Below are 21,646 nucleotides of genomic sequence, written 5' to 3'. Positions count from 1 at the left end.
CCGACTTACCAACTCCATGCAAACTCCGAATACCAGTAAGTAATATCCGGGAGACACACGGCGGGTGCTAACGTCCGTCGTGAAGAGGGAAACAACCCAGACCGCCGGCTAAGGTCCCAAAGTTCTGGTTAAGTGGGAAACGATGTGGGAAGGCTCAGACAGCTAGGATGTTGGCTTAGAAGCAGCCATCATTTAAAGAAAGCGTAATAGCTCACTAGTCGAGTCGGCCTGCGCGGAAGATGTAACGGGGCTCAAACCAGGCACCGAAGCCGCGGATTCATACTTATGTATGAGTGGTAGGGGAGCGTTCTGTAAGTCTGCGAAGGTGTATCGAGAGGTATGCTGGAGATATCAGAAGTGCGAATGCTGACGTAAGTAACGATAAAGGGGGTGAAAAGCCTCCTCGCCGGAAGACCAAGGGTTCCTGTCCAACGTTAATCGGGGCAGGGTGAGTCGACCCCTAAGGTGAGGCCGAAAGGCGTAATCGATGGGAAGCAGGTTAATATTCCTGCACGACTTGTAATTGCGATGGGGGGACGGAGAAGGCTAGGTGGGCCAGGCGACGGTTGTCCTGGTGAAAGTGCGTAGGTGGTGTTTCTAGGCAAATCCGGAGACACAACACTGAGACACGAGACGAAGCCACTACGGTGGTGAAGCCATTGATGCCCTGCTTCCAGGAAAAGCCTCTAAGCTTCAGATTACAAGTCATCGTACCCCAAACCGACACAGGTGGTCGGGTAGAGAATACCAAGGCGCTTGAGAGAACTCGGGTGAAGGAACTAGGCAAAATAGAACCGTAACTTCGGGAGAAGGTTCGCTCTTGACAGTGAAGTCCCTTGCGGATGGAGCAGTTGGGAGTCGCAGTGACCAGATGGCTGGGACTGTTTATCAAAAACACAGCACTCTGCAAACACGAAAGTGGACGTATAGGGTGTGACACCTGCCCGGTGCCGGAAGGTTAATTGATGGGGTTAGCGCAAGCGAAGCTCTTGATCGAAGCCCCGGTAAACGGCGGCCGTAACTATAACGGTCCTAAGGTAGCGAAATTCCTTGTCGGGTAAGTTCCGACCTGCACGAATGGTGTAACCATGGCCATGCTGTCTCCACCCGAGACTCAGTGAAATCGAATTCGCCGTGAAGATGCGGTGTACCCGCGGCTAGACGGAAAGACCCCGTGAACCTTTACTACAGCTTGGCACTGAACATTGAACCTACATGTGTAGGATAGGTGGGAGGCTTTGAAGGCGTGACGCCAGTTGCGCTGGAGCCGTCCTTGAAATACCACCCTTGTATGTTTGATGTTCTAACGCAGGGCCCTGAATCGGGCTCGCGGACAGTGCCTGGTGGGTAGTTTGACTGGGGCGGTCTCCTCCCAAAGAGTAACGGAGGAGCACGAAGGTTGGCTAATCCTGGTCGGACATCAGGAGGTTAGTGCAATGGCATAAGCCAGCTTAACTGCGAGACGGACAGGTCGAGCAGGTACGAAAGTAGGTCATAGTGATCCGGTGGTTCTGAATGGAAGGGCCATCGCTCAACGGATAAAAGGTACTCCGGGGATAACAGGCTGATACCGCCCAAGAGTTCATATCGACGGCGGTGTTTGGCACCTCGATGTCGGCTCATCACATCCTGGGGCTGAAGTCGGTCCCAAGGGTATGGCTGTTCGCCATTTAAAGTGGTACGCGAGCTGGGTTCAGAACGTCGTGAGACAGTTCGGTCCCTATCTGCCGTGGGCGTTGGATGATTGAAGGGAGTTGCTCCTAGTACGAGAGGACCGGAGTGAACGAACCTCTGGTGTTCGGGTTGTCACGCCAGTGGCACTGCCCGGTAGCTAAGTTCGGAATCGATAACCGCTGAAAGCATCTAAGCGGGAAGCGAGCCCTGAGATGAGTCATCCCTGACCCCTTGAGGGTCCTAAAGGGCCGTTGGAGACCACAACGTTGATAGGTGGGGTGTGTAAGCGCGGCGACGTGTTGAGCTAACCCATACTAATTACCCGTGAGGCTTAACCATACAACACCCAAGAAGTGTTCTAAGGCTTGTAGCAAATACCAAGCGAACTACTTAAAAAATTCAGTGATAGCGACCAGCCATTAAGGCCAAGTCGTTACTCACGTCAGCTTTCCAGATGAAGTTTTTTGCCTGGCGGCCATAGCGCCGTGGAACCACCTGATCCCATGCCGAACTCAGAAGTGAAACGCGGTAGCGCCGATGGTAGTGTGGCATTCGCCATGCGAGAGTAGGACACTGCCAGGCTTCAATTAAGCAATCACAGCGATGTGGTTGGTCGCGATGCAACGTCAGGTTGTGTTGGACAGAAGATTTAGATAGCGCACACAGTGCGGTCTTTACCGGTTAGTGTGCTGATATGGCTCAGTTGGTAGAGCGCATCCTTGGTAAGGATGAGGTCCCCAGTTCGACTCTGGGTATCAGCACCATTATTAAGTAATACAGCTTTTGCCTGACGGCAATAGCGCCGTGGAACCACCTGATCCCATGCCGAACTCAGAAGTGAAACGCGGTAGCGCCGATGGTAGTGTGGCATTCGCCATGCGAGAGTAGGACACTGTCAGGCACCTATTTAGAAAAGGCCTCCCATTCGGGAGGCCTTTTTGCTTTGGGATTTTTTCGATCCAGGCTGGCTTCTTTTAGTAAAAATGCTGGGCTGTCAGCGGCTTGCCCGTTACTCTTGAGCCGTTACCGATTAACACGTGATGCTGCCAGCGAGGTATTGATGGCTACGTTGAAGGAAATTGCACAGGAGGCGGGGGTGTCCCAGGCCACTGTGTCGCGGGTGCTCAATGAAGATCCGACGCTGAGCGTCAAGGAAGAGACCAGACAGAAGATCTTCGAGATTGCCGAGCGGCTGGAGTACAAGACCAGCAGCGCCCGCAAAGGGGTGCACAAGAGCAAGCTGCACTTTCTGGCGGTCTATGCCTACCCGCAGAGCACCGAGGTCAACGACCCCTACTATCTCGCCATTCGCTACGGCATCGAGACCCAGTGCGCCCGCTTCAATATCGAACTGACCCACCTCTACAACTGTGGTGAAGGGCGCGAGCTGAGCGCCGTCGACGGTATCCTGGTTATCGGCCATCTGCCCGAGCGTCTGGCGCAGCTCCACTCTGCTCCAGCTGGTGTTTTGTGGATTGCCGCGCCAGGGAGAGTTTGACTCGGTTGATGTGGATCTCGCCTGATCAGCCAGCAGGTCGTCGATTACTTCATCGCCCAGGGGCACCAGCGCATCGGTTATATCGGGGGTCAGGATGAGGCGCCGGATCTCCGTGAGCTGGCCTTCCTCGACTACGGTCAGCGGCTGGGAGTGGTGCAGGAGAGCGACCTCTATCGCGGCGACTTCTCCAGTGCCTCCGGCTACCGGCTGGCGAAAGAGATGCTGGCGGGAGATTGGCCCAAGGCGCTGTTCGTCGCCTCAGACTCCATCGCCATAGGTGTGCTGAGAGCCATCCACGAGAAGGGACTGGCCATTCCCCAGCAGATCGAGCTCATCAGCGTCAACGACATCCCGACCGCCAAGTTCACCTTCCCGCCGCTCTCCACAGTGCGGATCCACTCCGAGTTGATGGGCTCCCAGGGAGTCAATCTGCTGGTCGAACGGCTGCGGGATGAGCGGGAAGTGCCGCTGCGGGTGCTGGTTCCCAGCCGCCTGACCCTGCGTGGTACCACTCGTTGATTTTAGTAAAACGTTCTGCTTTTTAGTCGCACCATCTTGCGGTGGTGCGACACCTCTCCCAAGCAAACTTATTTCCCATATCATCCCGTGACGTCATATCGTATTGTTTTATAGTTGATTTTATTGCATTCAGCCAACTGGCTATCAACATCCATGCCACTCATCTGTATCTTGCCCTCCTTTATCTCCCGCTTCTGATCTCGCTCACAGATTGAACCATCATCTGTGATCCGGTTAAAACTTTACCGATCATTACCTGATATTTAGTAAATGTTTATCTAGAGTTTACCCAGTCAAAGTTGTCTTGTTCCGGGAGGACATGTGAATAACTGGGAAAACGTCCAATTCGTTGGTGAAAACAGGCTGGCTCCGCGCGCCTACTTCTTCTCTTATGCCGATCACGGGCTGGCGGCCACCATGCAGCGGGAGCTGAGCCGCCGTTTTCTGAGCCTTAGCGGTCAGTGGCAGTTCCACTACTACGAGCATCCGTTGCTGGTGCCGGAAGACTTCTATCACAGCCCCATGAGCGGCTGGGGCCAGATAACAGTGCCAAACATGTGGCAGATGGAAGGGCATGGCAACCTGCAATACACAGACGAGGGCTTCCCCTTCCCCATAGACGTGCCTTTCGTGCCGAGCAACAACCCCACCGGCGCCTATCAGCGCAGCTTCGTGCTGAGCCCGGCCTGGGATGGCGAGCAGGTGATCATCAAGTTCGATGGTGTGGAGACCTACTTCGAGGTCTATGTGAATGGCCACTATGTGGGCTTCAGCAAGGGGAGCCGCCTCACCGCCGAGTTCGACATCAGCGCCTACGCCAACATTGGCGAGAACCTGCTGTCGGTGCGGGTGATGCAGTGGGCCGACTCCACCTATATCGAAGATCAGGACATGTGGTGGATGGCGGGGATCTTCCGCGACGTCTATCTGGTGGGCAAACCGGCCGCCCATGTGCAGGACTTCTTCATCCGCACCGCGCTGGCCGATGACAATCAGATTGCCGGCCAGAGCGCCACCCTGAACTGCGATATCCAGCTGGAAAATCTGGGGGCGCCTGCTCGTGATCACCGTCTGGTCTGGTCCCTGCTGGATCAGGGCAGCGAGATCGCCAGTGGCACACTCGACAATCTTGCCATCGACGGTAATCTCGACTGCCGCTTCACGCTGGATCTGGCCAACCCCCATCTGTGGAGCGCCGAAGATCCTTACCTCTATCAGCTGCAGCTCTCCCTCTACAACGGTCAGGGCGAGCTGCTGGAAGTGATCCCCCAGCGGGTCGGGGTGCGTGAAATCAAGGTCAAGGATGGCCTCTTCTATGTCAACGGCCACTACCTCAAGCTGCACGGGGTGAACCGCCACGACAACGACCACCTCAAGAGCCGCGCGGTCGGCATGGATCGAGTGGAGCGCGACATAGTGCTGATGAAGCAGCACAACCTCAACTCGGTGCGCACCGCCCACTACCCGAACGACCCGCGCTTCTACGAGCTGTGCGACCAGTACGGTCTGTTCGTGATGGCGGAGACCGACGTGGAGACCCACGGTTTCGCCAACGTCGGCGATCTCAGCCGCATCACCGACGATCCCTTCTGGGAGCCTGTGTTCGTGGACAGGATCGAGCGCCATGTTCACGCCCAGAAGAACCACCCCTCCATCATCATCTGGTCGCTCGGCAACGAGTCCGGCTACGGCTGCAACATCAGAGCCATGTACCAGTGCTGCAAGGCGATCGACCCGACCCGGCTGGTGCACTACGAAGAGGATCGCGATGCCGAGGTGGTGGATGTGGTGAGCACCATGTATTCGCGCGTCTCCCAGATGAACAGCTTTGGCGAGTTCCCGATGGAGAAGCCGCGCATCCTCTGCGAATACGCCCACGCCATGGGCAACGGCCCGGGTGGCCTGAGCGAATATCAGCAGGTGTTCGACCGTCATCCCCACATTCAGGGTCACTACATCTGGGAGTGGTGCGATCACGGCATCCTGGATCAGGACGAGCAGGGCCGCGCCGTCTACAAGTACGGCGGCGACTACGGCGACTACCCCAACAACTACAACTTCTGCATGGATGGCCTCATCTATCCGGATCAGACCCCGGGGCCGGGCCTGCGCGAATACAAGCAGGTGATCTGCCCGGTCAAGGTGCGGGCACTGGATCTGGCCAGCGGCAGGCTGGAGCTGGAAAACCGCTACTGGTTCTCCAATCTCGACGACATCCGCCTGCTGGTTGAGGTGAAGGCCGAGGGCGAACTGCTGGCGAGCCAGCAGCTCCGGCTTGAAGGGATGGCTCCCGGTGCGATTACCGAGCTGCAGCTTGAGCTGCCTTCGCTCGATGGGCGGGAAACCTTCGTCCAGCTGCGGGTCATCAAGGCCACCGCCACCCGCTACAGCACGGCTGAGCACGAGCTGGGCCAGTACCAGTTCCAGCTCAAAGAGTCGACTCGCCAGCTGCAGCCCTTTGCCAATCCCAACGCCACTGCGTTGCAGATTGCCGACGAACGGCTTGACCTGACCTTGAGCGGCAGCGGCTTTGCCCTGCGCTTCTCGCGCCTCGACGGCAAGCTGGTGAGCTGGCAGCAAGATGGCAATGAGCTTATCGAGCGGGCGCCGCGCCTCACCTTCTTCAAGCCGATGATCGACAACCACAAGCAGGAGTACGAGAGCCTGTGGCACCCGAACCACCTGCAGATCATGCAGGAGCACTTCCGCACTCTGAGCTGGCGTCAGCTGGGCGAGGCGGTCGAGGTGACGGTGGAAAGCCTGATCGCGCCGCCGGTGTTCGACTTCGGCATGCGCTGCCGTTACGTCTACACCCTGAGCCCGAATGGTCAGCTGCATGTGGCGCTCTGTGGCCAACCCTACGGTGGCTATGACGACATCATCCCCAAGATCGGCTTCGAGCTGGGTATTCGCCAGGATCTCGACCGGGTGCACTACCTTGGCATGGGGCCGGGCGAGAACTATCAGGACAGCCGCCAGAGCAACTGGATCGACAGCTTCCAGAGCACAGTCAGCGAGATGTGGGAGCACTACCCCTTCCCGCAGGACAACGGCAACCGCCAGCAGGTGCGCTGGGCGACCCTGACCAACCGTCACGGCGCCGGTCTCTACGTGCGGCCCGATGCCCCCATCAACCTGAGCGTCTGGCCCTACAGCTGGGAGCATATCCACGCGGCGCAGCACATCAACGAGCTGGAGCCTAGCGGTTATCTCACCCTCAATCTGGATCACAAGGTGCTGGGGCTGGGCTCCAACTCCTGGGGCTCCGAGGTGCTGGACTCCTGGCGGGTGCGTTTCGAGCCGTTCAGCTTCGGCCTGACCCTGCTGCCCATAGCCCGTGGCAACCTCAATCCGGCTGCGCTGGCCGGGATCGATCTCACCATCAACGGCGGGAGGAACCTCGCATGATCACCTTAGGCAACCTGACCCAGTTCAAAAATATCTACCGGGAGGGCAAGAAGTGGGGCCGCTGCGTGGAGGCCATCAACAACCTGCCGAACCTCAAGCCCGGCATCTGCCACTCCATCGGTGACTCCCTCACCTACCGCTTGCAGGAGGGGGCCAGCCCGGCCACCTCGTTGTTCGAGGGGCAGCGCCGTTACTTCGACGTTCACTACTACCTGGAAGGGACAGAGACGGTGGAGTGGGCTGCCAAGAGCGAGCTGCAGGTCGAGCAGGCCTATGACGACACCACCGACCGCGAGTGGCTGGCCGGTGAGGTGCGTGAGCGCCTGAAAGTCGGCAAGGGTCAGGTGGTGATCTTCGAGAACGACGAAGCCTACCGCTTCGCAGGCGATGCCCCTGTGCGCAAGCTGATCATCAAGGTCACGGTCGAAGGCGGCTACTTCAAAAACAAATAACACGCCGCTGTTTTTGCACTGATAAAAGCCGGAAGGGCGGGGCCACCCTACAACTCATGCCCCGCCTTTTGGCAGACAATAACTACAGGTCTGGAGATGCACCATGTCTGATTCCAAACGGAATACGATAGGCAAGTTTGGTCTGCTGTCGCTCACTTTCGCGGCGGTATTCAGCTTCAACAACGTCATCAACAACAACATCGAGATCGGTCTGGCCTCGGCCCCCATGTTCTTTCTGGCCACCATTTTTTACTTCATTCCGTTCTGCCTGATCATCGCGGAATTCGTGTCACTGAACAAAAACTCCGAAGCCGGTGTTTATGCCTGGGTGAAGAGCTCCCTCGGCGGTCGCTGGGCCTTTATCTCCGCCTACACCTACTGGTTCGTGAACCTCTTCTTCTTCACCTCGCTGCTGCCGCGGGTGATCGCCTACGCCTCCTACGCCTTTTTGGGCTACGAATACATTTTCACGCCGCTGGCGACCACTTTCTTAAGCATGGTGCTGTTTGCCTTTGCCACCTATGTCTCCACCAACGGCGCCAAGATGCTGGGCCCCATCACCTCGGTGACCTCGTCCCTGATGCTGTTGCTGACCCTCTCCTACATTCTGCTGGCAGGTGTGGCGTTAATCGGTGGTGTACAACCGGCCGACCCCATCACGGTGGAGGCCATGGTCCCCGATTTCAGCTGGGCCTTCCTCGGCATTACCACCTGGATCTTTATGGCGGCCGGTGGCGCCGAGTCGGTCGCTGTCTACGTCAATGACGTGAAAGGGGGCTCCAAGTCCTTCGTGAAGGTGATCATCATCGCCGGGCTCTTCATCGGGGTGCTGTACTCCATAGCGTCGCTTTTGATCAACGTCTTCGTGCCCGGCGACACCCTGAAATACACCGGTGGCTCGGTGCAGGTGTTCGAAGGGCTGGCGGCTTACTTCGGCTTGCCGGAGATCCTGATGAACCGCTTCGTCGGGCTGGTCTCCTTCACCGCCATGTTCGGCTCCCTGCTGATGTGGACGGCCACCCCGGTGAAGATCTTCTTCTCCGAGATCCCGGCCGGCATCTTCGGCAAGAAGACGGTCGAGCTTAACGAGAACGGCGTGCCCGCCCGGGCTGCCTGGATCCAGTACCTCATAGTGCTGCCCCTGATGTTGATCCCGACGCTCGGCTCCAACACGGCGCAGGATCTGATGAACACCGTCATCAACATGACAGCCGCCGCCTCCATGCTGCCGCCGCTCTTCATCATGCTGGCCTACCTCAATCTGCGCCTGAAGCTCGACCACCTGCCGCGTGATTTCAAGATGGGCTCCCGCACCACAGGCATAGCCGTGGTCTCTGTGCTGATCGCCATCTTCTCGGTGGGCTTCCTCGCCTCCACCTTCCCGACCGGCGCCGACATCATGACCATCGTCTTCTACAACGTGGGCGGGATCGTGATTTTCCTGGGCTTCGCCTGGTGGAAATACAACAGATATGAAGCCTCCCTGAGCGAGGAGGCCCGGGTGAAAGAGGCCCTGCCGGCGGCGCAGGTCTCCATCCAGCCCTCCTGACCCCAACGCATGGGGCCCGAGTGGCCATGAGAGTGAAAGCGGGTGGCGGCAGCCACCCGCGACAGGTTGAACCACAGAACAGAAGGAGCATGGAATGAGCGAGACGATCGAGTTTGCCGAATTCAAACGGGTCGAGATGAAGGTGGGCAAGGTGCTGGAGGTGGTGCGCCACCCCGGGGCCGACAAACTCTATATCGTCCAGATCGACGTGGGCGGCGAGCGGCCGCTGCAGACGGTCACCAGCCTGGTGCCCCATTACAGCGAAGAGGAGCTGCTGGGCAGCGAGGTGGTGGTGCTGACCAACTTGAAACCCACCAGGATGCGCGGCGAGCGTTCCGAGTGCATGTTGCTCTGCGCCGAGACCTCGGACGAGAGCCAGAGCGTGCTGTTGCAGCCTCGCGTGCCGATGGCGCCGGGCACCCCCATCGTCTGAACCAACGATTGAGCGCCGGTGCCGCAGGGCTGCGCCGGTGTGTGAAGGGGCGCCATGAGCTGCCCCTCTGACCATAACAAGAGAGTAAACGGCGCGGCCAACTGGCAGGCGCCGAACACATTCAGAGTCATAGCGCCCCAGTGCGAAGGGGCGTGAATCCACCGGAGGACATCATGTCTGAATCAGTACGCGGCACCATAGGCAAGTTTGCCCTGTTGTCGATGACCTTTGCCGCCGTATTCAACGTGCGCAATATCGTCAACAACAACATAGAGCTGGGGCTCAGCTCGGCCCCCATCTTCCTGCTGGCCACGCTCGTCTATTTTATCCCCTTCGTCTTTATCATCGCCGAATTCGTGTCGGCCAACAAAAACTCAGAGTCGGGGATGTACGACTGGCTCAAGAAACCCCTCGGCACCCGGATGGCCTATCTCGGCTCCTTCCTCTACTGGTTTGTGAACCTGTTCTGGTTCGTCTCCCTGCTGCCGAACGTCATCGCCTACGCCTCCTACGCCATGCTGGGGTATGAGTACAGCTTCTCGCCGACCGTCACCTCGATCATCTCCATAGCGCTGTTCGCGGCGGCGACCCACATCTCCACCAAGGGGGCGAGCTGGCTCGGCAAGATTGCCGAACTGGTGGCCTACGGCGTCTTCGCCCTGTTCGCCATCTATGTGCTGGGTGCCCTGATGGCCCTCGGCGGCGACCATGTGGCAGCCCAGCCCATCACCCTGGAAGCCATGACCCCCACAGTCAACTGGGCGACGCTGGGCATCATGTGCTGGATCTTCCAGGCGGCGGGCGGAGCCGAGACGGCGGCGGCCTATCTCAACGACGTCAAGGGCGGCCAGAAGTCCTTCATCAAGGTGATCATCATCGCCGGTGTGGTCATAGGCGCCATGTATGCGCTGGGTTCCCTGCTGGTGAACGTCTTCGTGCCGCGCGAAAGCCTCACCTACGCCGGCGGCATGGTGGAGATCTTCACCGGCATGGCCCAGTACTTCGGGCTCTCCGAGACGCTGGTCGGCCGCGCGGTCGGGGTGGTGCTCTTCATCGCCATGTTCGGCTCCATGATGATGTGGACCTCGGCGCCGGTGAAGATCCACTTCTCCGAGATCCCCCAGGGGGTCTATGGCGACAAGACCACCCAGCTCAACGAGCACGGGGTGCCGGTGCGCGCCGCCTGGTGGCAGTTTGTGTTCGTGTTCGTGATGCTGGTGGTCAACGGCTTCGGCTCCGAGTCGGTGCAGCAGATGATGAACACCGCCATCAACCTTACCGCCGGCACCGCCATGCTGCCGCCCATCTTCATCATGGTGGCCTACTTCGTCTTCCGCTGGAAACACGACGACACCCCCCGCGAGTTCCGCATGGGATCGCGCACCTTCGGCATGAGCGTGGTCTCTGTGCTGATCGCCATCTTCGTGGTGAGCATGAGTGCCTCCGCCTTCCCGGCCGGGGTGGATCTGGTGCGCGCCTTCTTCATCAACGTCTTCATGACCGCCGTCTTCTCGGCGCTGGCCTACTGGTGGATCTCCCGCTTCGAGAAGCGCCAGGCCCGCAAGCTGGCAGCCGGGGGCAAGGCCGGCGGCGACGCCCTGGCCCGGCAGATCTGAGTGCCGGCTGTGGTGCAGCGCGGGTGGCCTCTGGCCACCCGTTTTTTTGTCTCCTCGCCTGCCATGGCCACCCTGGGTGTTTAGTTTTAAAGCGCTAAAAACCAACTCGTTTAATTTCACTAAATGCTTGGGGCCGTCGCTCAACTTTGCGCCTCCCTGTGTTCGGGGTAAGCTGGGGTTTCGTATCGAGGGTCGCCGTCAGAGGATGGCCCTCCTGTGCCCTGTCGTCCCCCATCCGGTGCGGGACGCGCTTTCCCTGGAGACTCCCCGTGCGTCTGGATCCCTTTACCTCTGTGCTGATTCTGGTGGTGGCCCTGGCCTCCTTCTTCCCCTGCGAGGGCCAGGTGGCCGTCTGGTTCGCGCTGCTGACCAAGCTGGCGGTGGCGCTGCTCTTCTTCATGCATGGCGCCAAGCTGTCGCGCCAGAACCTGCTGGCGGGCCTCGGCCACTGGCGGCTCCACCTGGTGGTGATGGCCAGCACCTTCCTGCTGTTCCCGCTGCTCGGGCTGCTGCTCACCCCGCTGGTGCCCCAGTGGCTGAGCCCGGCCATCTACCTTGGCTTCCTCTATCTCTGCGCCCTTCCGGCCACGGTGCAGTCGGCCATCGCCTTCACCTCCATGGCCGGCGGCAATGTGTCGGCGGCTGTGTGTAGCGCCTCGGCCTCCAGCATACTCGGCATCTTCCTCTCGCCTGTGCTGGTGGGGCTGATGATCAATGTTCAGGGGGAGGGGGTCGACACCTGGCACTCCATCCAGGCCATCATGGTGCAGCTGATGCTGCCCTTCGTGGTGGGTCACCTGTCGCGCCCCCTCATCGGCCGCTGGGTCGACAGCCACCGGCCGCTGATCGGCAAGCTGGATCAGAGCTCAATCCTGTTGGTGGTCTACGTCGCCTTCAGCGAGGCGGTGGTGCAGGGGATCTGGCATCAGGTCGGCTGGTACGATCTCGCCAGCATAGTGCTGCTGAGCTGCGTGCTGCTGGCGCTGGTGCTGGCCTGGAACGTCTGGATCAGCCGCCGCCTCGGGTTCGAGCGGGCGGACGAGATCACCATAGTCTTCTGCGGCTCCAAGAAGAGCCTGGCCAATGGGGTGCCCATGGCCAACGTCATGTTCCCCGCCGCCAGCGTTGGCGTCATGGTGCTGCCGCTGATGATCTTCCACCAGATCCAGCTGATGGTGTGCGCCGTGCTGGCTCGCCGCTACCGCGAGCAGGAGTTCCCTGCCCCAGGTCCAGGAGGGATAAGCCTTTGGGCAAAAAGAGAGGGAGGCCATGGGCCTCCCTCTTTCGTTTGCCGCCCCCTCAGCGTTTGCGCCAGACGGTGAGCTGGGCCACCGTGTGCTGGTGCTTGCGGGCGGTTTCGCGGATGACGAAGGGCACGTCTCGCGGCGGGCACAGCTCCTCGAACTCCGCCGCCAGCAGCCGTTGCAGTGCCTGATGGGTGGAGAGGGCCTCGCCGTTCTCCCGGATGCCGCCGAGCCAGTTCGCCTTGGGGGTGTAGTCGGTCAGCCAGGTGTAGGGGCTGGTGAGCACCAGCAGGCCGCCGCTGCGAAGGCGCGGAGCAATGTCCCGCAGGAAGCGGGCGGGCTCCCGCAGTCGGTCGATCAGGTTGGCGGCGAGCACCAGATCGTAGTGCTCGTACTTGGGCTTGAGGTTGCAGGCATCCCCCTGGCTGAAGTGAACCCGTTCGGCCTGCTCGCGGCCGAGATCATGGCTGGAGAGGCGCGCCTCGCAATACTCCACCAGCTCCCCCTCCAGGGGCAGGGCATAGCGGAAGCTGTCCTGGCTGGCGAGGGCGAGCGCCACGTCGATGAAGCGGGCCGAGTAGTCCACCCCGTCAACGTGCTGGAAGTGGCGGGCCAGCTCGAAGCTGGCGCGGCCGGTGGCGCAGCCGATGTCCAGCGCCCGCTCATGGCGGCTGCACAGCTCGCTGGCGAGGCTGGCCAGGGTCTGGGCGTAGTTGGCCACCCCGAAGTGGGTCGGGCCGTACTGGAAGTCGAGGTATTGCGCCACCAGGGCGTCGGTTTCATAAGGATTCACTGTGATGGCTTCCTGATAGCGTGAGACCAGATAGCGGAAGCCCGCATGCTGGAAGAAGTGGCGGCGGAAGGCGTAGCGGGACGACTTGAGCGCCTCGTTACCCGTGCTTATCCAGCTGCCGCCCTTGATGAGGCTGTGCTTGCCATCGAAGGTGGGGGTGGAGAAGTCGTCGTAGAGCGGGTGCACCTTGAACCCCTCGAAGCCGTCGATGGCGGTGCTGGTCCACTGCCAGACGTTGCCCACCAGATCGAAGAAGTCGCCCTGGGGGCAGGCATCCACCGGGCAGGAGGAGGCGAAGCGGGCCAGGTTGATATTGCCGGGGGCTTCCAGCCAGTCCGGCTGATCGCCGGGCAGCTGCTCGCGCAGCAGCATCCACTCCCCCTCGCTCGGCAGCTGTATGGGCAGGCCGGTCTGGGCCGCTTTCCAGCGGCAGAAGGCGGCGGCCTCCAGCTGGTTCACCTCGGCGGGCCAATCCCAGGGCAGGGGGACCTGCTCTGTCATCAGCCGCAGTTGCAGTTGCTCGGGCTCGTTGGGGTCGCCGACCCAGAAGCTGGGCATGCGCGCCTTGGCATATTGGCACCAGCCCCAGCCCTCGTCGTCCCACCAGGCTCGGGTCTCATAGCCGCCCGCCTGCACGAAGTCGAAGTACTCTGCATTGCTCACCAGCATGCGGCTGGCCTGGAAGGGGGCCAGCTCTATGTGGCGCTCGCCATATTCGTTGTCCCAGCCGTAGGTGGCGTCCTGCTTGCCGAGGCGCACTCTACCCCCCGCCACCGGCAGCAGGCTGTTGGCGGGCACCTGGTCGCGCCTGTGGCGGGCCTGGGTGCAGGCGGGCCAATAGGGCTGCGGCTGCACCCAGGCCAGGGGCAGCTGGCGGATCAGCACGCTGGAGGTCTCCAGGTGGATGCGTTCGTGCTCTATCCCCATCAGGATGACCCAGGCCGGGCTCTGCCAGTCGATGGGCAGTGCGATCGGCATACGCTCGATGAAATCACACACCAGGGCGCGCACGCGGCCACGGTAGGCGCGCAGTTCGGCCACCGCAGGCCAGTCGTAGTGGGTCTCGTCCAGATCGTCCCAGCTCATCTCGTCCACCCCTATGGCCACCATGGCCTCGATGCGGGGATCGAGGCGCCGGTCGATGAGGTTGGCCGCCAGCAGCTTGTTGACGAAGAAGGCGGCGGTGTGGCCGTAGTAGAAGATGAGGGGGTGGCGCAGGGGGATCGCCTTGTTGAACCAGGCCCGCTCATCGGCCAGGCAGTCAAACAGGCTGTCGTAGAGGTCGAAGGTCTGACAAAAGTAGTCGAGCAGCTCGCGGCGCTTGTGCTCGGGATCGTCGCCGCCGAGCAGCGGGGTGCGGGTCGGGGCTGGCAGGCCCTCTGGGCTGGCGAATGGATGGCTGACTTGGGTCACGCTCTGACTCCTTGTTGGCAGTGACAAATGCTTAGGTGGAGAGCTCTATACGCACAAGGTATCACTATTGGCTCAACAGACCGGGGCGGCAACCAAAAACTGTCGGTACTTGTTGTCATAGCGGCTACTCGCCAGGTAGGTGAATTCCCATTTGGGTATGGCCAATTTCACCACTATATAGTCAGAATGGCGCGTTACAGCCTGATGGCTCTGGCAATTAAAATAATAAAAAAACATAAAAATCATGCAGTTGAGATTATGGCATGAGGATTGCCATCTTGATTCCCGGATGAGTACAGACAGGCCGGACAGGGCCATCAACAAGGAGAGAGAAATGAAGTGGATGCTGGGAGTGATGCTGGCCCTGGGGCTCGGTGGTTGCAGCAAGTTGGATTATACCAAGGTGAGCGGTGACGGCGCCGTCATCGAGCAGCGCCACCCCCTGGGTCAGCAGGTGACCCGGGTGCTGGCCGGGGTGCCCGCCAACATCCATCTGGTGGCGGGGGAGGCGAGCGGTATCCACATCCGGGGGCAGGGGAACCTGCTGCCCTACCTGGAGCTGACCGAGAAGGGCGACAAGCTTGAGATAGAGGTGAAGGAGGGTTACCGGCTCGAGCCCCCCGAGCCCATCGATATCACCATCACCCTGCCCAAGGTGGAAGAGCTGGCGCTGGCGGGTCTGGCTCGCGGCGATCTGAGCGGTTTTTCGGGAGATGAGCTGGTACTGTCGGTGGCCGGCCTGGGGGATATAGTCGCCAGCCAGCTGGCACTGGATCGACTGGAGGGCAATATTGCCGGTGCGGGCAGCCTGGATCTGGGGGAGGGCTCGGCCAGGGAAGTGGAGCTCAATATCGCCGGTGCCGGTGGCGTGTCGGGCGCGCAGTTCAAAGGAGAGGAGGTCGAGGTCAATATCGCCGGCAGTGGCGACGTAGCAGTGAATGCCAGCGAGTTGCTGAAGGTCGGCATCGCCGGCTCCGGCTCGGTCAGCTATCTGGGCAACCCCAGGCTGGAGAGCGAGATCGCAGGGTCCGGCGCCATCTCCCGTGCAGGAAGCTGAGTATCCGGCGCAATTACAGCTAAACAACAGGCCCATGCAGGGCCTGTTTTGTTATCCATGGTCGCGTTGCTTTCTCTCACTCGAGAGGCAGCGCGAGGCGCAGATCCGCGTTGAGCCGCATCAACAGCCACTGCATGCCGGCGAGGTGCTGGTGGTCGTGGCTGACGAGCAGGCGCACCAGACCGTCCAGGGTCACCTCCCCATAGTCGCCATAGCGGGCGCGCCGCGCCCAGGCACTGGAGGGCAGCGCCTTGAGCCAGTCCACTGTCTGCAGGCGGGCGGTACGAAAGCGGTCCAGCTGCACCGCGGTATCCTGCAACGGGTACTGGTTGTCTCGCGCCAGCTGATAGCCATCGAGGGAGACCAGCGCGGGCAGGCTCTCCTCCAGGGTGCGGCGAAAGCGCAGCTGATAGCCCTGGGTCTCTATGTCCAGCAGGTGGCAGAGGTGCCCCCGGGCGCTGAAGCGCTCGGCTGGGGTCCCGGCCCAGTTGGCGGGCTCCCAGTCCAGCTGGTCGGCGGGCACCTGTGCCAGCAGTCGTTCGAACTGGTCCGGCATGGCCAGCAGCGTGGTGAAGATCGTCATCCTTGTCTCCCTGTTCCCTTGTTTATGGCCGCCCGCTGATGAGGGGCGGGCGACCATGGGGGGCCTGTCTGGCCCCTGGTCAGCCCTGGGCCGGCTCGCCGAGGTGGCTGGCATGAAAGCGCAGGTGCTCCTCGATGAAGCTCGCCACGAAGTAGTAGCTGTGGTCATAGCCGGCATGGCGATGAAGCGCCAGGGGCCACTCCTTGGCGGTCGCAATCTCGGCCAGGGCATCGATGCCGAGTTGCTCCGCCAGGAAGGGATCGTCCAGTCCCACGTCCACCCGGGTCGGCAGGGGCTGGCTGTCGTGGTGGCGCAGCAGCTGGCAGCTGTCCCACTCCTGCCACAGCAGGGGATTGTTGCCGAGATAGGCGCCGAGGGCCTTCTGGCCCCAGGGGGCGCGGCTCGGGTGGCTGATGGGGCTGAAGGCCGACACCGAGCGGTAGCGGCCGGGTTCGCGCAACGCGGCGATCAGGGCCCCGTGGCCCCCCATGGAGTGGCCGCTGATGGCGCGCCTGGTGGAGACCGGGAAGTGGGTCTCGATGAGCTCGGGCAGCTCCCGGGTGACGTAGTCATACATCTGGTAGTGATCCCGCCAGGGGTGCTGGGTGGCGTTGACATAGAAGCCGGCCCCCATGCCGAGATCGTAACCGGGGTCGTCCGGTACCCCCTCGCCGCGCGGGCTGGTGTCCGGCGCTACCAGGGCGATGCCGAGCTCGGCGGCGATGCGCTGGGCCCCCGCCTTCTGCATGAAGTTCTCGTCGGTGCAGGTGAGGCCGGAGAGCCAGTAGAGCACGGGCACCTTCTGGCCGGTGAGGGCCTGGGGCGGCAGGTAGATGGCGAAGCGCATCTCGCAGCCCTGCACTGTGGAGCTGTGGCGGTACTGCTTGTGCCAGCCACCGAAGCTTTTGTTGCTGCTGATAATGTCCAGATTCATCGAAGGACTCCTCAGCCCCGCCCATTCATCGATGGGCGGGGCTGTGATGGGATCAGTAGTGGATGACGGTGCGGATGCTCTTGCCTTCGTGCATCAGATCGAAGGCCTCGTTGATCTGCTCGAGGGGCATGGTGTGGGTGATGAAGTCGTCCAGGCGGAACTCCCGCTGCATGTAGCGCTGCACATAGCTCGGCAGTTCGCTGCGACCGCGCACCCCGCCGAAGGCGCTGCCGCGCCAGACCCGGCCTGTGACCAGCTGGAAGGGACGGGTGCTGATCTCCTGACCGGCACCGGCCACCCCTATGATGACAGACTCGCCCCAGCCCTTGTGGCAGCATTCGAGCGCCGCGCGCATTACCTTGACGTTGCCGATGCACTCGAAGGAGAAGTCGACGCCGCCGTCGGTCATCTCGACGATCACCTCCTGGATGGGCTTGTCGTAATCGTTCGGGTTGATGCAGTCGGTGGCGCCGAGCTTGCGGGCCAGCTCGAACTTGCTCTCGTTGATGTCGATGGCGATGATGCGGCCGGCCTTGGCCAGGCGGGCGCCGATCACGGCGGAGAGGCCTATGCCCCCCAGCCCGAAGATGGCGACGCTCTCACCCTCTTTGACCTTGGCTGTGTTCATCACGGCGCCTATGCCGGTGGTGACGCCGCAGCCGAGCAGGCAGACCTCTTCCAGCGGGGCGGCCGGGTCCACCTTGGCGATGGAGATCTCGGGCAGCACAGTGTATTCGCTGAAGGTGGAGGTGCCCATGTAGTGATAGATGGGCTGGCCATCCTTGGAGAAGCGGGTGGTGCCGTCCGGCATCAGCCCCTTGCCCTGGGTGGCGCGGATCTTCTGGCACAGGTTGGTCTTGCCGGATTTGCAGAACTTGCACTCGCCGCATTCCGGGGTGTAGAGCGGGATCACGTGATCACCGACCTTGACGCTGGTGACGCCCTCGCCGACGGACTCGACTATGCCGCCCCCTTCATGGCCCAGGATACAGGGGAAGACCCCTTCCGGATCTTCGCCGGACAGGGTGAAGGCATCGGTGTGGCAGACGCCGGTGGCGACGATCCGCACCCGCACTTCGCCCGCTTGCGGTGGCATGACCTCCACCTCTTCGATGGAGAGGGGCTGGCCCGGGCCCCAGGCGATGGCGGCCTTGCACTTGATGCTTTGAACCTGTGCCATGAATGATGTCCTCGTGGTTGTGTGGGTGAACGGAAATGGGTTCAGACATTCAGTGTAGTTTCCCGCCGATTTGGTGATAATAAGGCTAAGTATCAAATCACTTTTACACATAGGTAATAATGTTCGGCTGGGAAGGGGTCTGTGAATTTGTCAGCGTGGCGGAGCAGGGGGGCTTTACCCCGGCGGCGCGCAAGCTGGGGGTCTCGGTGGCCCAGGTGAGCCGCCAGGTGGCGCAGCTGGAAGACAGGCTGCAGGCCAAGCTGCTGCTGCGCACCACCCGCCAGGTGCGGCTCACCGAGCTCGGGGAGATCTACTTTCGCCACTGCCGCCAGTTGCTGGACAACCTCTACGAGGCGGAGCTGGCACTGGGGCGCCATCAGGCGGTGCCGCAGGGCACCCTGCGCATCACGGCCCCCGTCTCCTACGGCGAGAGCCGCATAGCCCCCCTGGTGAACGACTTCATGGTGCGCTTCCCCCAGCTGGAGGTGACCCTCAACCTCACCAACCAGTTGCTGGATCTGGTGCACGAGGGGTTCGATCTGGCGATCCGCCTCGGCCACCTCAAGGACTCGACCCTGGTGGCGCGCAAGCTGGCACAACGGGTGCCCTATGTGTGTGCCTCCCCCGCCTATACCGCCCGCCACGGCATGCCCAACAGCCTCTCCGAGCTGGCCCGCCACCACTGCCTGGTGGGCAATGGCGACGAGTGGCACTTCACCCTGGACGGTAAACCCCACAGCGTGCGGGTACGCGGCCTGCTCCACTGCAACAGCGGCCACGCCTTGCTGGACGCGGCGCTCAAGGGGATTGGCATCATCCAGCTGCCGGACTACTACGTGAGCGAGCACCTGGCTCGGGGGGAGCTTATCGAACTGCTGCCGGAGCTGCGGGCGCCGCAGGAGGGGATCTGGGCCCTCTATCCCCACAACCGCCACCTCTCCCCCAAGGTGCGGCTGCTGGTGGACTATCTGGCCGAGCGGCTCAGCGATCCCGCCCAGCCGGCGCTGGTGCGCCCCATCGGCTGAGCCCGCCCCGAAAAAGAGAAGGCCCGCTGGTGCGGGCCTTCTTGTTTGGGCGGGAGTGCTATTCCCGTTCCTTGACGTAGGGGGTGCCGAGCGCCTTGGGCGCCACCGCCTTGCCGATGAAGCCGGCCAGCAGGAAGACCGTCAAGATGTAGGGCAGCGCCTCTATGGCCTGCACCGGGATCGGGAAGTCGCCGATGCTGACCCCCTGCAACCGGATGGCGACGGCGTCGAGGAAGCCGAACAGCAGACAGGCCGCCATGGCGTTCCAGGGGCGCCACTTGCCGAACACCAGCGCCGCCAGCGCCATGAAGCCCTTGCCCGCGCTCATGTTGGGAATGAACTGGGCGGTCTGGGCCACCGCCAGATAGGTGCCCCCGATCCCGGCCAGCAGACCGCCTATGATGAGCGCCGTGTAGCGCATCCGCACCACAGAGATACCTGCGGTATCCACCGCCGCCGGGGCCTCGCCCACCGCCCGCAGCCGCAGGCCGAAGCGGGTACGGAACAGCACCCACCAGGCCAGGGGCACGGCGGCGAACGCCACGTACTCCAGCAGGGAGTGACCGCTCAGGAGCTCGCTGTAGAGCTGGCCGATGACGGGCACGTCATAGAGCTCCTTGGCGAAGGGTAGGTCGATGGGGGCGAAGCGGGCATCGCCGGAGAGCGCCGGGGTCTGGCCGCCTTGATCGAACCAGTAACGGCCCAGGGTGACGGTCAGACCGGCCGCCAGTATGTTGATGGCCATGCCGCTCACCACCTGATCACCGCGGTGGGTGATGGTGGCGAAGCCGTGCAGCAGGGCGAACAGGATGGAAACCCCCACCCCGGCACCCAGCCCAATCCAGGCGGAGCCGGAGACGGCGGCCGCGGCCGCACTGGCGAAGGCCGCCGCCAGCAGCTTGCCCTCCAGGGCTATGTTGACCACCCCGGAGCGTTCGCAAAACATGCCCGCCATGGCAGCCAGGATCAGGGGCGGCGCTGTACGTATGGTGGCGTCCAGCATCAGGATCAGCATTTCAAACATGGCTTGGACTCCCTTCGGCTCGCAAAACATTCCTGTCATCCATGGCAGCCAGGATCAGGGGCTGCGCTGTACGAATGGTTGCGTCCAGCATCAGGATCAGCATTTCAAACATGATCAGACTCCCTTCACTTGTGCGGTTGAGCGGTTGGCAAACGCCAGGTAGGCCTGCTCGATGCGCGGACGCAGCATGTGCTCAAGGGCGCCGCAGAACAGGATCACCAGACCCTGCAGCACCACCACTATGTTGCGATCCACCCCGAACTCGAAGCTGAGCTCGGCGCCACCCTGATAGAGGAAGCCGAACAGCAGGCTGGCGATGATGACGCCGACCGGGTGGTTGCGACCCATCAGTGCCACCGCTATGCCGGTGAAGCCGAAGCCTTCCACGAAGTTGAGCTTGATCTGGTGCAGCTCACCCTGCAGCACGTTGAGGGCGAAGAAGCCCGCCAGCATGCCGGAGATCACCATGGCCAGGATCACCACCTTGGGGTAGGAGATGCCCGCATAGGCGGAGGCGCTCTGACTGGCCCCCACCGAGCGGATCTCGTAGCCCCAGCGGGTATGCCAGATGAAGACCCACACCAGGGCCGCACAGATCAGCGCCCAGACGAAGCTGATGTTGAGGGGGCTGTTCGGCATCTCCACACCGAAACCGGCCGCCAGTTTTCGCTCATCTTCGGCAGCCAGCTCGCCACGGCGAACACCTTGCTCTCCGTGGCCATGGATCCTGGCGGCTTGAAGACGTCGACCAGCAGGTAGGCCATCAGGGAGGCGGCGATGAAGTTGAACATTATGGTGGTGATGACGATGTGGCTGCCCCGCTTGGCTTGCAGCCAGGCCGGGATGAAGGCCCAGGCCGCACCGAACAGGCCACCGGCTATGATGGCGAGCGGCAGCAAGAGCGCGAACGGCAACACGTCCCCGAGCAGCAGACAGACCAGCCCCACGCCCAGGCCGCCGATATAGGCCTGGCCCTCACCGCCTATGTTGAACAGGCCGGCGTGGAAGGCCACCGCCACCGCCAGACCGGTGAAGATGAAGCCGGTGGCGTAGTAGAGGGTGAAGCCTATCCCCTCGCCGGTGCCGAAGGCGCCGTACCACATGATCTCGGCCGCATCGACCGGGTTGATGTCGAGGTAATAGAACAAAATGGCCGACACCAGGAAGGCCAGCAGGATGTTGACCGCGGGCAGCACGCCCACGGAGATCCAGGCAGGAATACGTACTTGGCTCATCAGTGGGCC

The 21,646-nt window shown here is 61.7% G+C and carries 13 protein-coding genes, 1 tRNA gene, 3 rRNA genes and 2 pseudogenes (1 of these 19 only partly in view); 13 read left to right on the top strand and 6 right to left on the bottom strand.

What is annotated here, in order from left to right; translation table 11 throughout:
- From ACF2JD_RS17785 to ACF2JD_RS17735, 11 genes and pseudogenes are all read left to right on the top strand, one after another.
- Positions 1–2,013: ribosomal RNA gene (locus ACF2JD_RS17785) — 23S ribosomal RNA — on the top strand (it extends 877 nt beyond the left edge of the window).
- Between the two features lie 128 nt (positions 2,014–2,141).
- Positions 2,142–2,256, top strand: a 5S ribosomal RNA gene (rrf, locus tag ACF2JD_RS17780).
- A 106-nt stretch (positions 2,257–2,362) separates the two neighbouring features.
- Positions 2,363–2,438, top strand: a tRNA-Thr gene (locus ACF2JD_RS17775).
- 22 nt (positions 2,439–2,460) lie between these two features.
- A 5S ribosomal RNA gene (gene rrf / locus ACF2JD_RS17770) occupies positions 2,461–2,575 on the top strand.
- A gap of 159 nt (positions 2,576–2,734) precedes the next feature.
- Positions 2,735–3,691, top strand: a pseudogene (gene ebgR, locus ACF2JD_RS17765) (transcriptional regulator EbgR).
- A gap of 321 nt (positions 3,692–4,012) precedes the next feature.
- Positions 4,013–7,099, top strand: coding sequence for a beta-galactosidase subunit alpha (gene ebgA, locus ACF2JD_RS17760; RefSeq protein WP_440987891.1), 3,087 nt, complete (start codon positions 4,013–4,015; stop codon positions 7,097–7,099).
- A complete protein-coding gene (locus ACF2JD_RS17755; RefSeq protein ID WP_440987890.1) occupies positions 7,096–7,551 on the top strand; it encodes a beta-galactosidase subunit beta in 456 nt (151 codons plus the stop codon). Before ebgA ends, ACF2JD_RS17755 begins: the two co-directional genes overlap by 4 nt.
- Positions 7,552–7,654: 103 nt before the next feature.
- Entirely contained in the window at positions 7,655–9,100 is a 1,446-nt protein-coding gene (locus ACF2JD_RS17750; protein ID WP_440987889.1) for an amino acid permease, read from the top strand.
- Between the two features lie 94 nt (positions 9,101–9,194).
- Entirely contained in the window at positions 9,195–9,533 is a 339-nt protein-coding gene (locus ACF2JD_RS17745) for a tRNA-binding protein (protein ID WP_440987888.1), read from the top strand.
- A 173-nt stretch (positions 9,534–9,706) separates the two neighbouring features.
- Positions 9,707–11,149 (top strand): amino acid permease, encoded by a 1,443-nt coding sequence (locus tag ACF2JD_RS17740; protein WP_440987887.1) that lies wholly within the window; start codon positions 9,707–9,709, stop codon positions 11,147–11,149.
- Positions 11,150–11,418: 269 nt separating this feature from the next.
- Positions 11,419–12,471: a bile acid:sodium symporter gene (locus ACF2JD_RS17735; RefSeq protein WP_440987886.1), complete on the top strand. Its 1,053-nt coding sequence runs from the start codon at positions 11,419–11,421 to the stop codon at positions 12,469–12,471.
- Here the strand turns inward: ACF2JD_RS17735 and ovoA are convergent.
- Entirely contained in the window at positions 12,449–14,599 is a 2,151-nt protein-coding gene (gene ovoA, locus ACF2JD_RS17730; RefSeq protein ID WP_440987885.1) for a 5-histidylcysteine sulfoxide synthase, read from the bottom strand. The genes ACF2JD_RS17735 and ovoA overlap by 23 nt on opposite strands.
- A 334-nt stretch (positions 14,600–14,933) precedes the next feature.
- On the opposite strand from ovoA, the gene ACF2JD_RS17725 reads away from it, so the two are divergent.
- Positions 14,934–15,656 carry a head GIN domain-containing protein gene (locus tag ACF2JD_RS17725; protein WP_440987884.1) on the top strand — a complete coding sequence of 241 codons (723 nt, stop codon included), beginning with the start codon at positions 14,934–14,936 and terminating at the stop codon, positions 15,654–15,656.
- A 76-nt stretch (positions 15,657–15,732) separates the two neighbouring features.
- Here ACF2JD_RS17725 and ACF2JD_RS17720 read toward each other — a convergent pair whose 3' ends face one another.
- From ACF2JD_RS17720 to ACF2JD_RS17710, 3 genes are all read right to left on the bottom strand, one after another.
- Positions 15,733–16,239: a DinB family protein gene (locus ACF2JD_RS17720; RefSeq protein ID WP_440987883.1), complete on the bottom strand. Its 507-nt coding sequence runs from the start codon at positions 16,237–16,239 to the stop codon at positions 15,733–15,735.
- A gap of 79 nt (positions 16,240–16,318) precedes the next feature.
- Entirely contained in the window at positions 16,319–17,173 is an 855-nt protein-coding gene (gene fghA / locus ACF2JD_RS17715; RefSeq protein ID WP_139744682.1) for an S-formylglutathione hydrolase, read from the bottom strand.
- A gap of 52 nt (positions 17,174–17,225) precedes the next feature.
- On the bottom strand, positions 17,226–18,353 hold the full coding sequence (locus ACF2JD_RS17710) for an S-(hydroxymethyl)glutathione dehydrogenase/class III alcohol dehydrogenase (RefSeq protein WP_440987882.1): 1,128 nt from the start codon (positions 18,351–18,353) through the stop codon (positions 17,226–17,228).
- A gap of 119 nt (positions 18,354–18,472) precedes the next feature.
- Here ACF2JD_RS17710 and ACF2JD_RS17705 point away from each other — a divergent pair, with 119 nt between their 5' ends.
- Positions 18,473–19,378, top strand: a complete 906-nt coding sequence (locus ACF2JD_RS17705) for a LysR substrate-binding domain-containing protein (protein WP_025325293.1) — start codon at positions 18,473–18,475, stop codon at positions 19,376–19,378.
- Positions 19,379–19,436: 58 nt separating this feature from the next.
- Here ACF2JD_RS17705 and ACF2JD_RS17700 read toward each other — a convergent pair whose 3' ends face one another.
- Both ACF2JD_RS17700 and ACF2JD_RS17695 read right to left on the bottom strand, forming a co-directional pair.
- The gene (locus tag ACF2JD_RS17700) at positions 19,437–20,402 is read right to left on the bottom strand and encodes an ABC transporter permease (RefSeq protein WP_025325295.1); all 966 of its coding nucleotides are present in this window, start codon (positions 20,400–20,402) and stop codon (positions 19,437–19,439) included.
- A 114-nt stretch (positions 20,403–20,516) separates the two neighbouring features.
- A pseudogene (locus tag ACF2JD_RS17695) lies at positions 20,517–21,637 on the bottom strand (ABC transporter permease).
- Between the last annotated feature and the right edge of the window lie 9 nt (positions 21,638–21,646).

Origin of the sequence: Aeromonas ichthyocola, from assembly GCF_046087985.1 — a bacterium.
In the GTDB taxonomy this organism is placed as follows: Bacteria; Pseudomonadota; Gammaproteobacteria; order Enterobacterales; family Aeromonadaceae; genus Aeromonas; species Aeromonas rivipollensis.
Note: the sequence above shows the minus strand (reverse complement) of the source record. Positions and strands in the feature narration are given on the sequence as shown.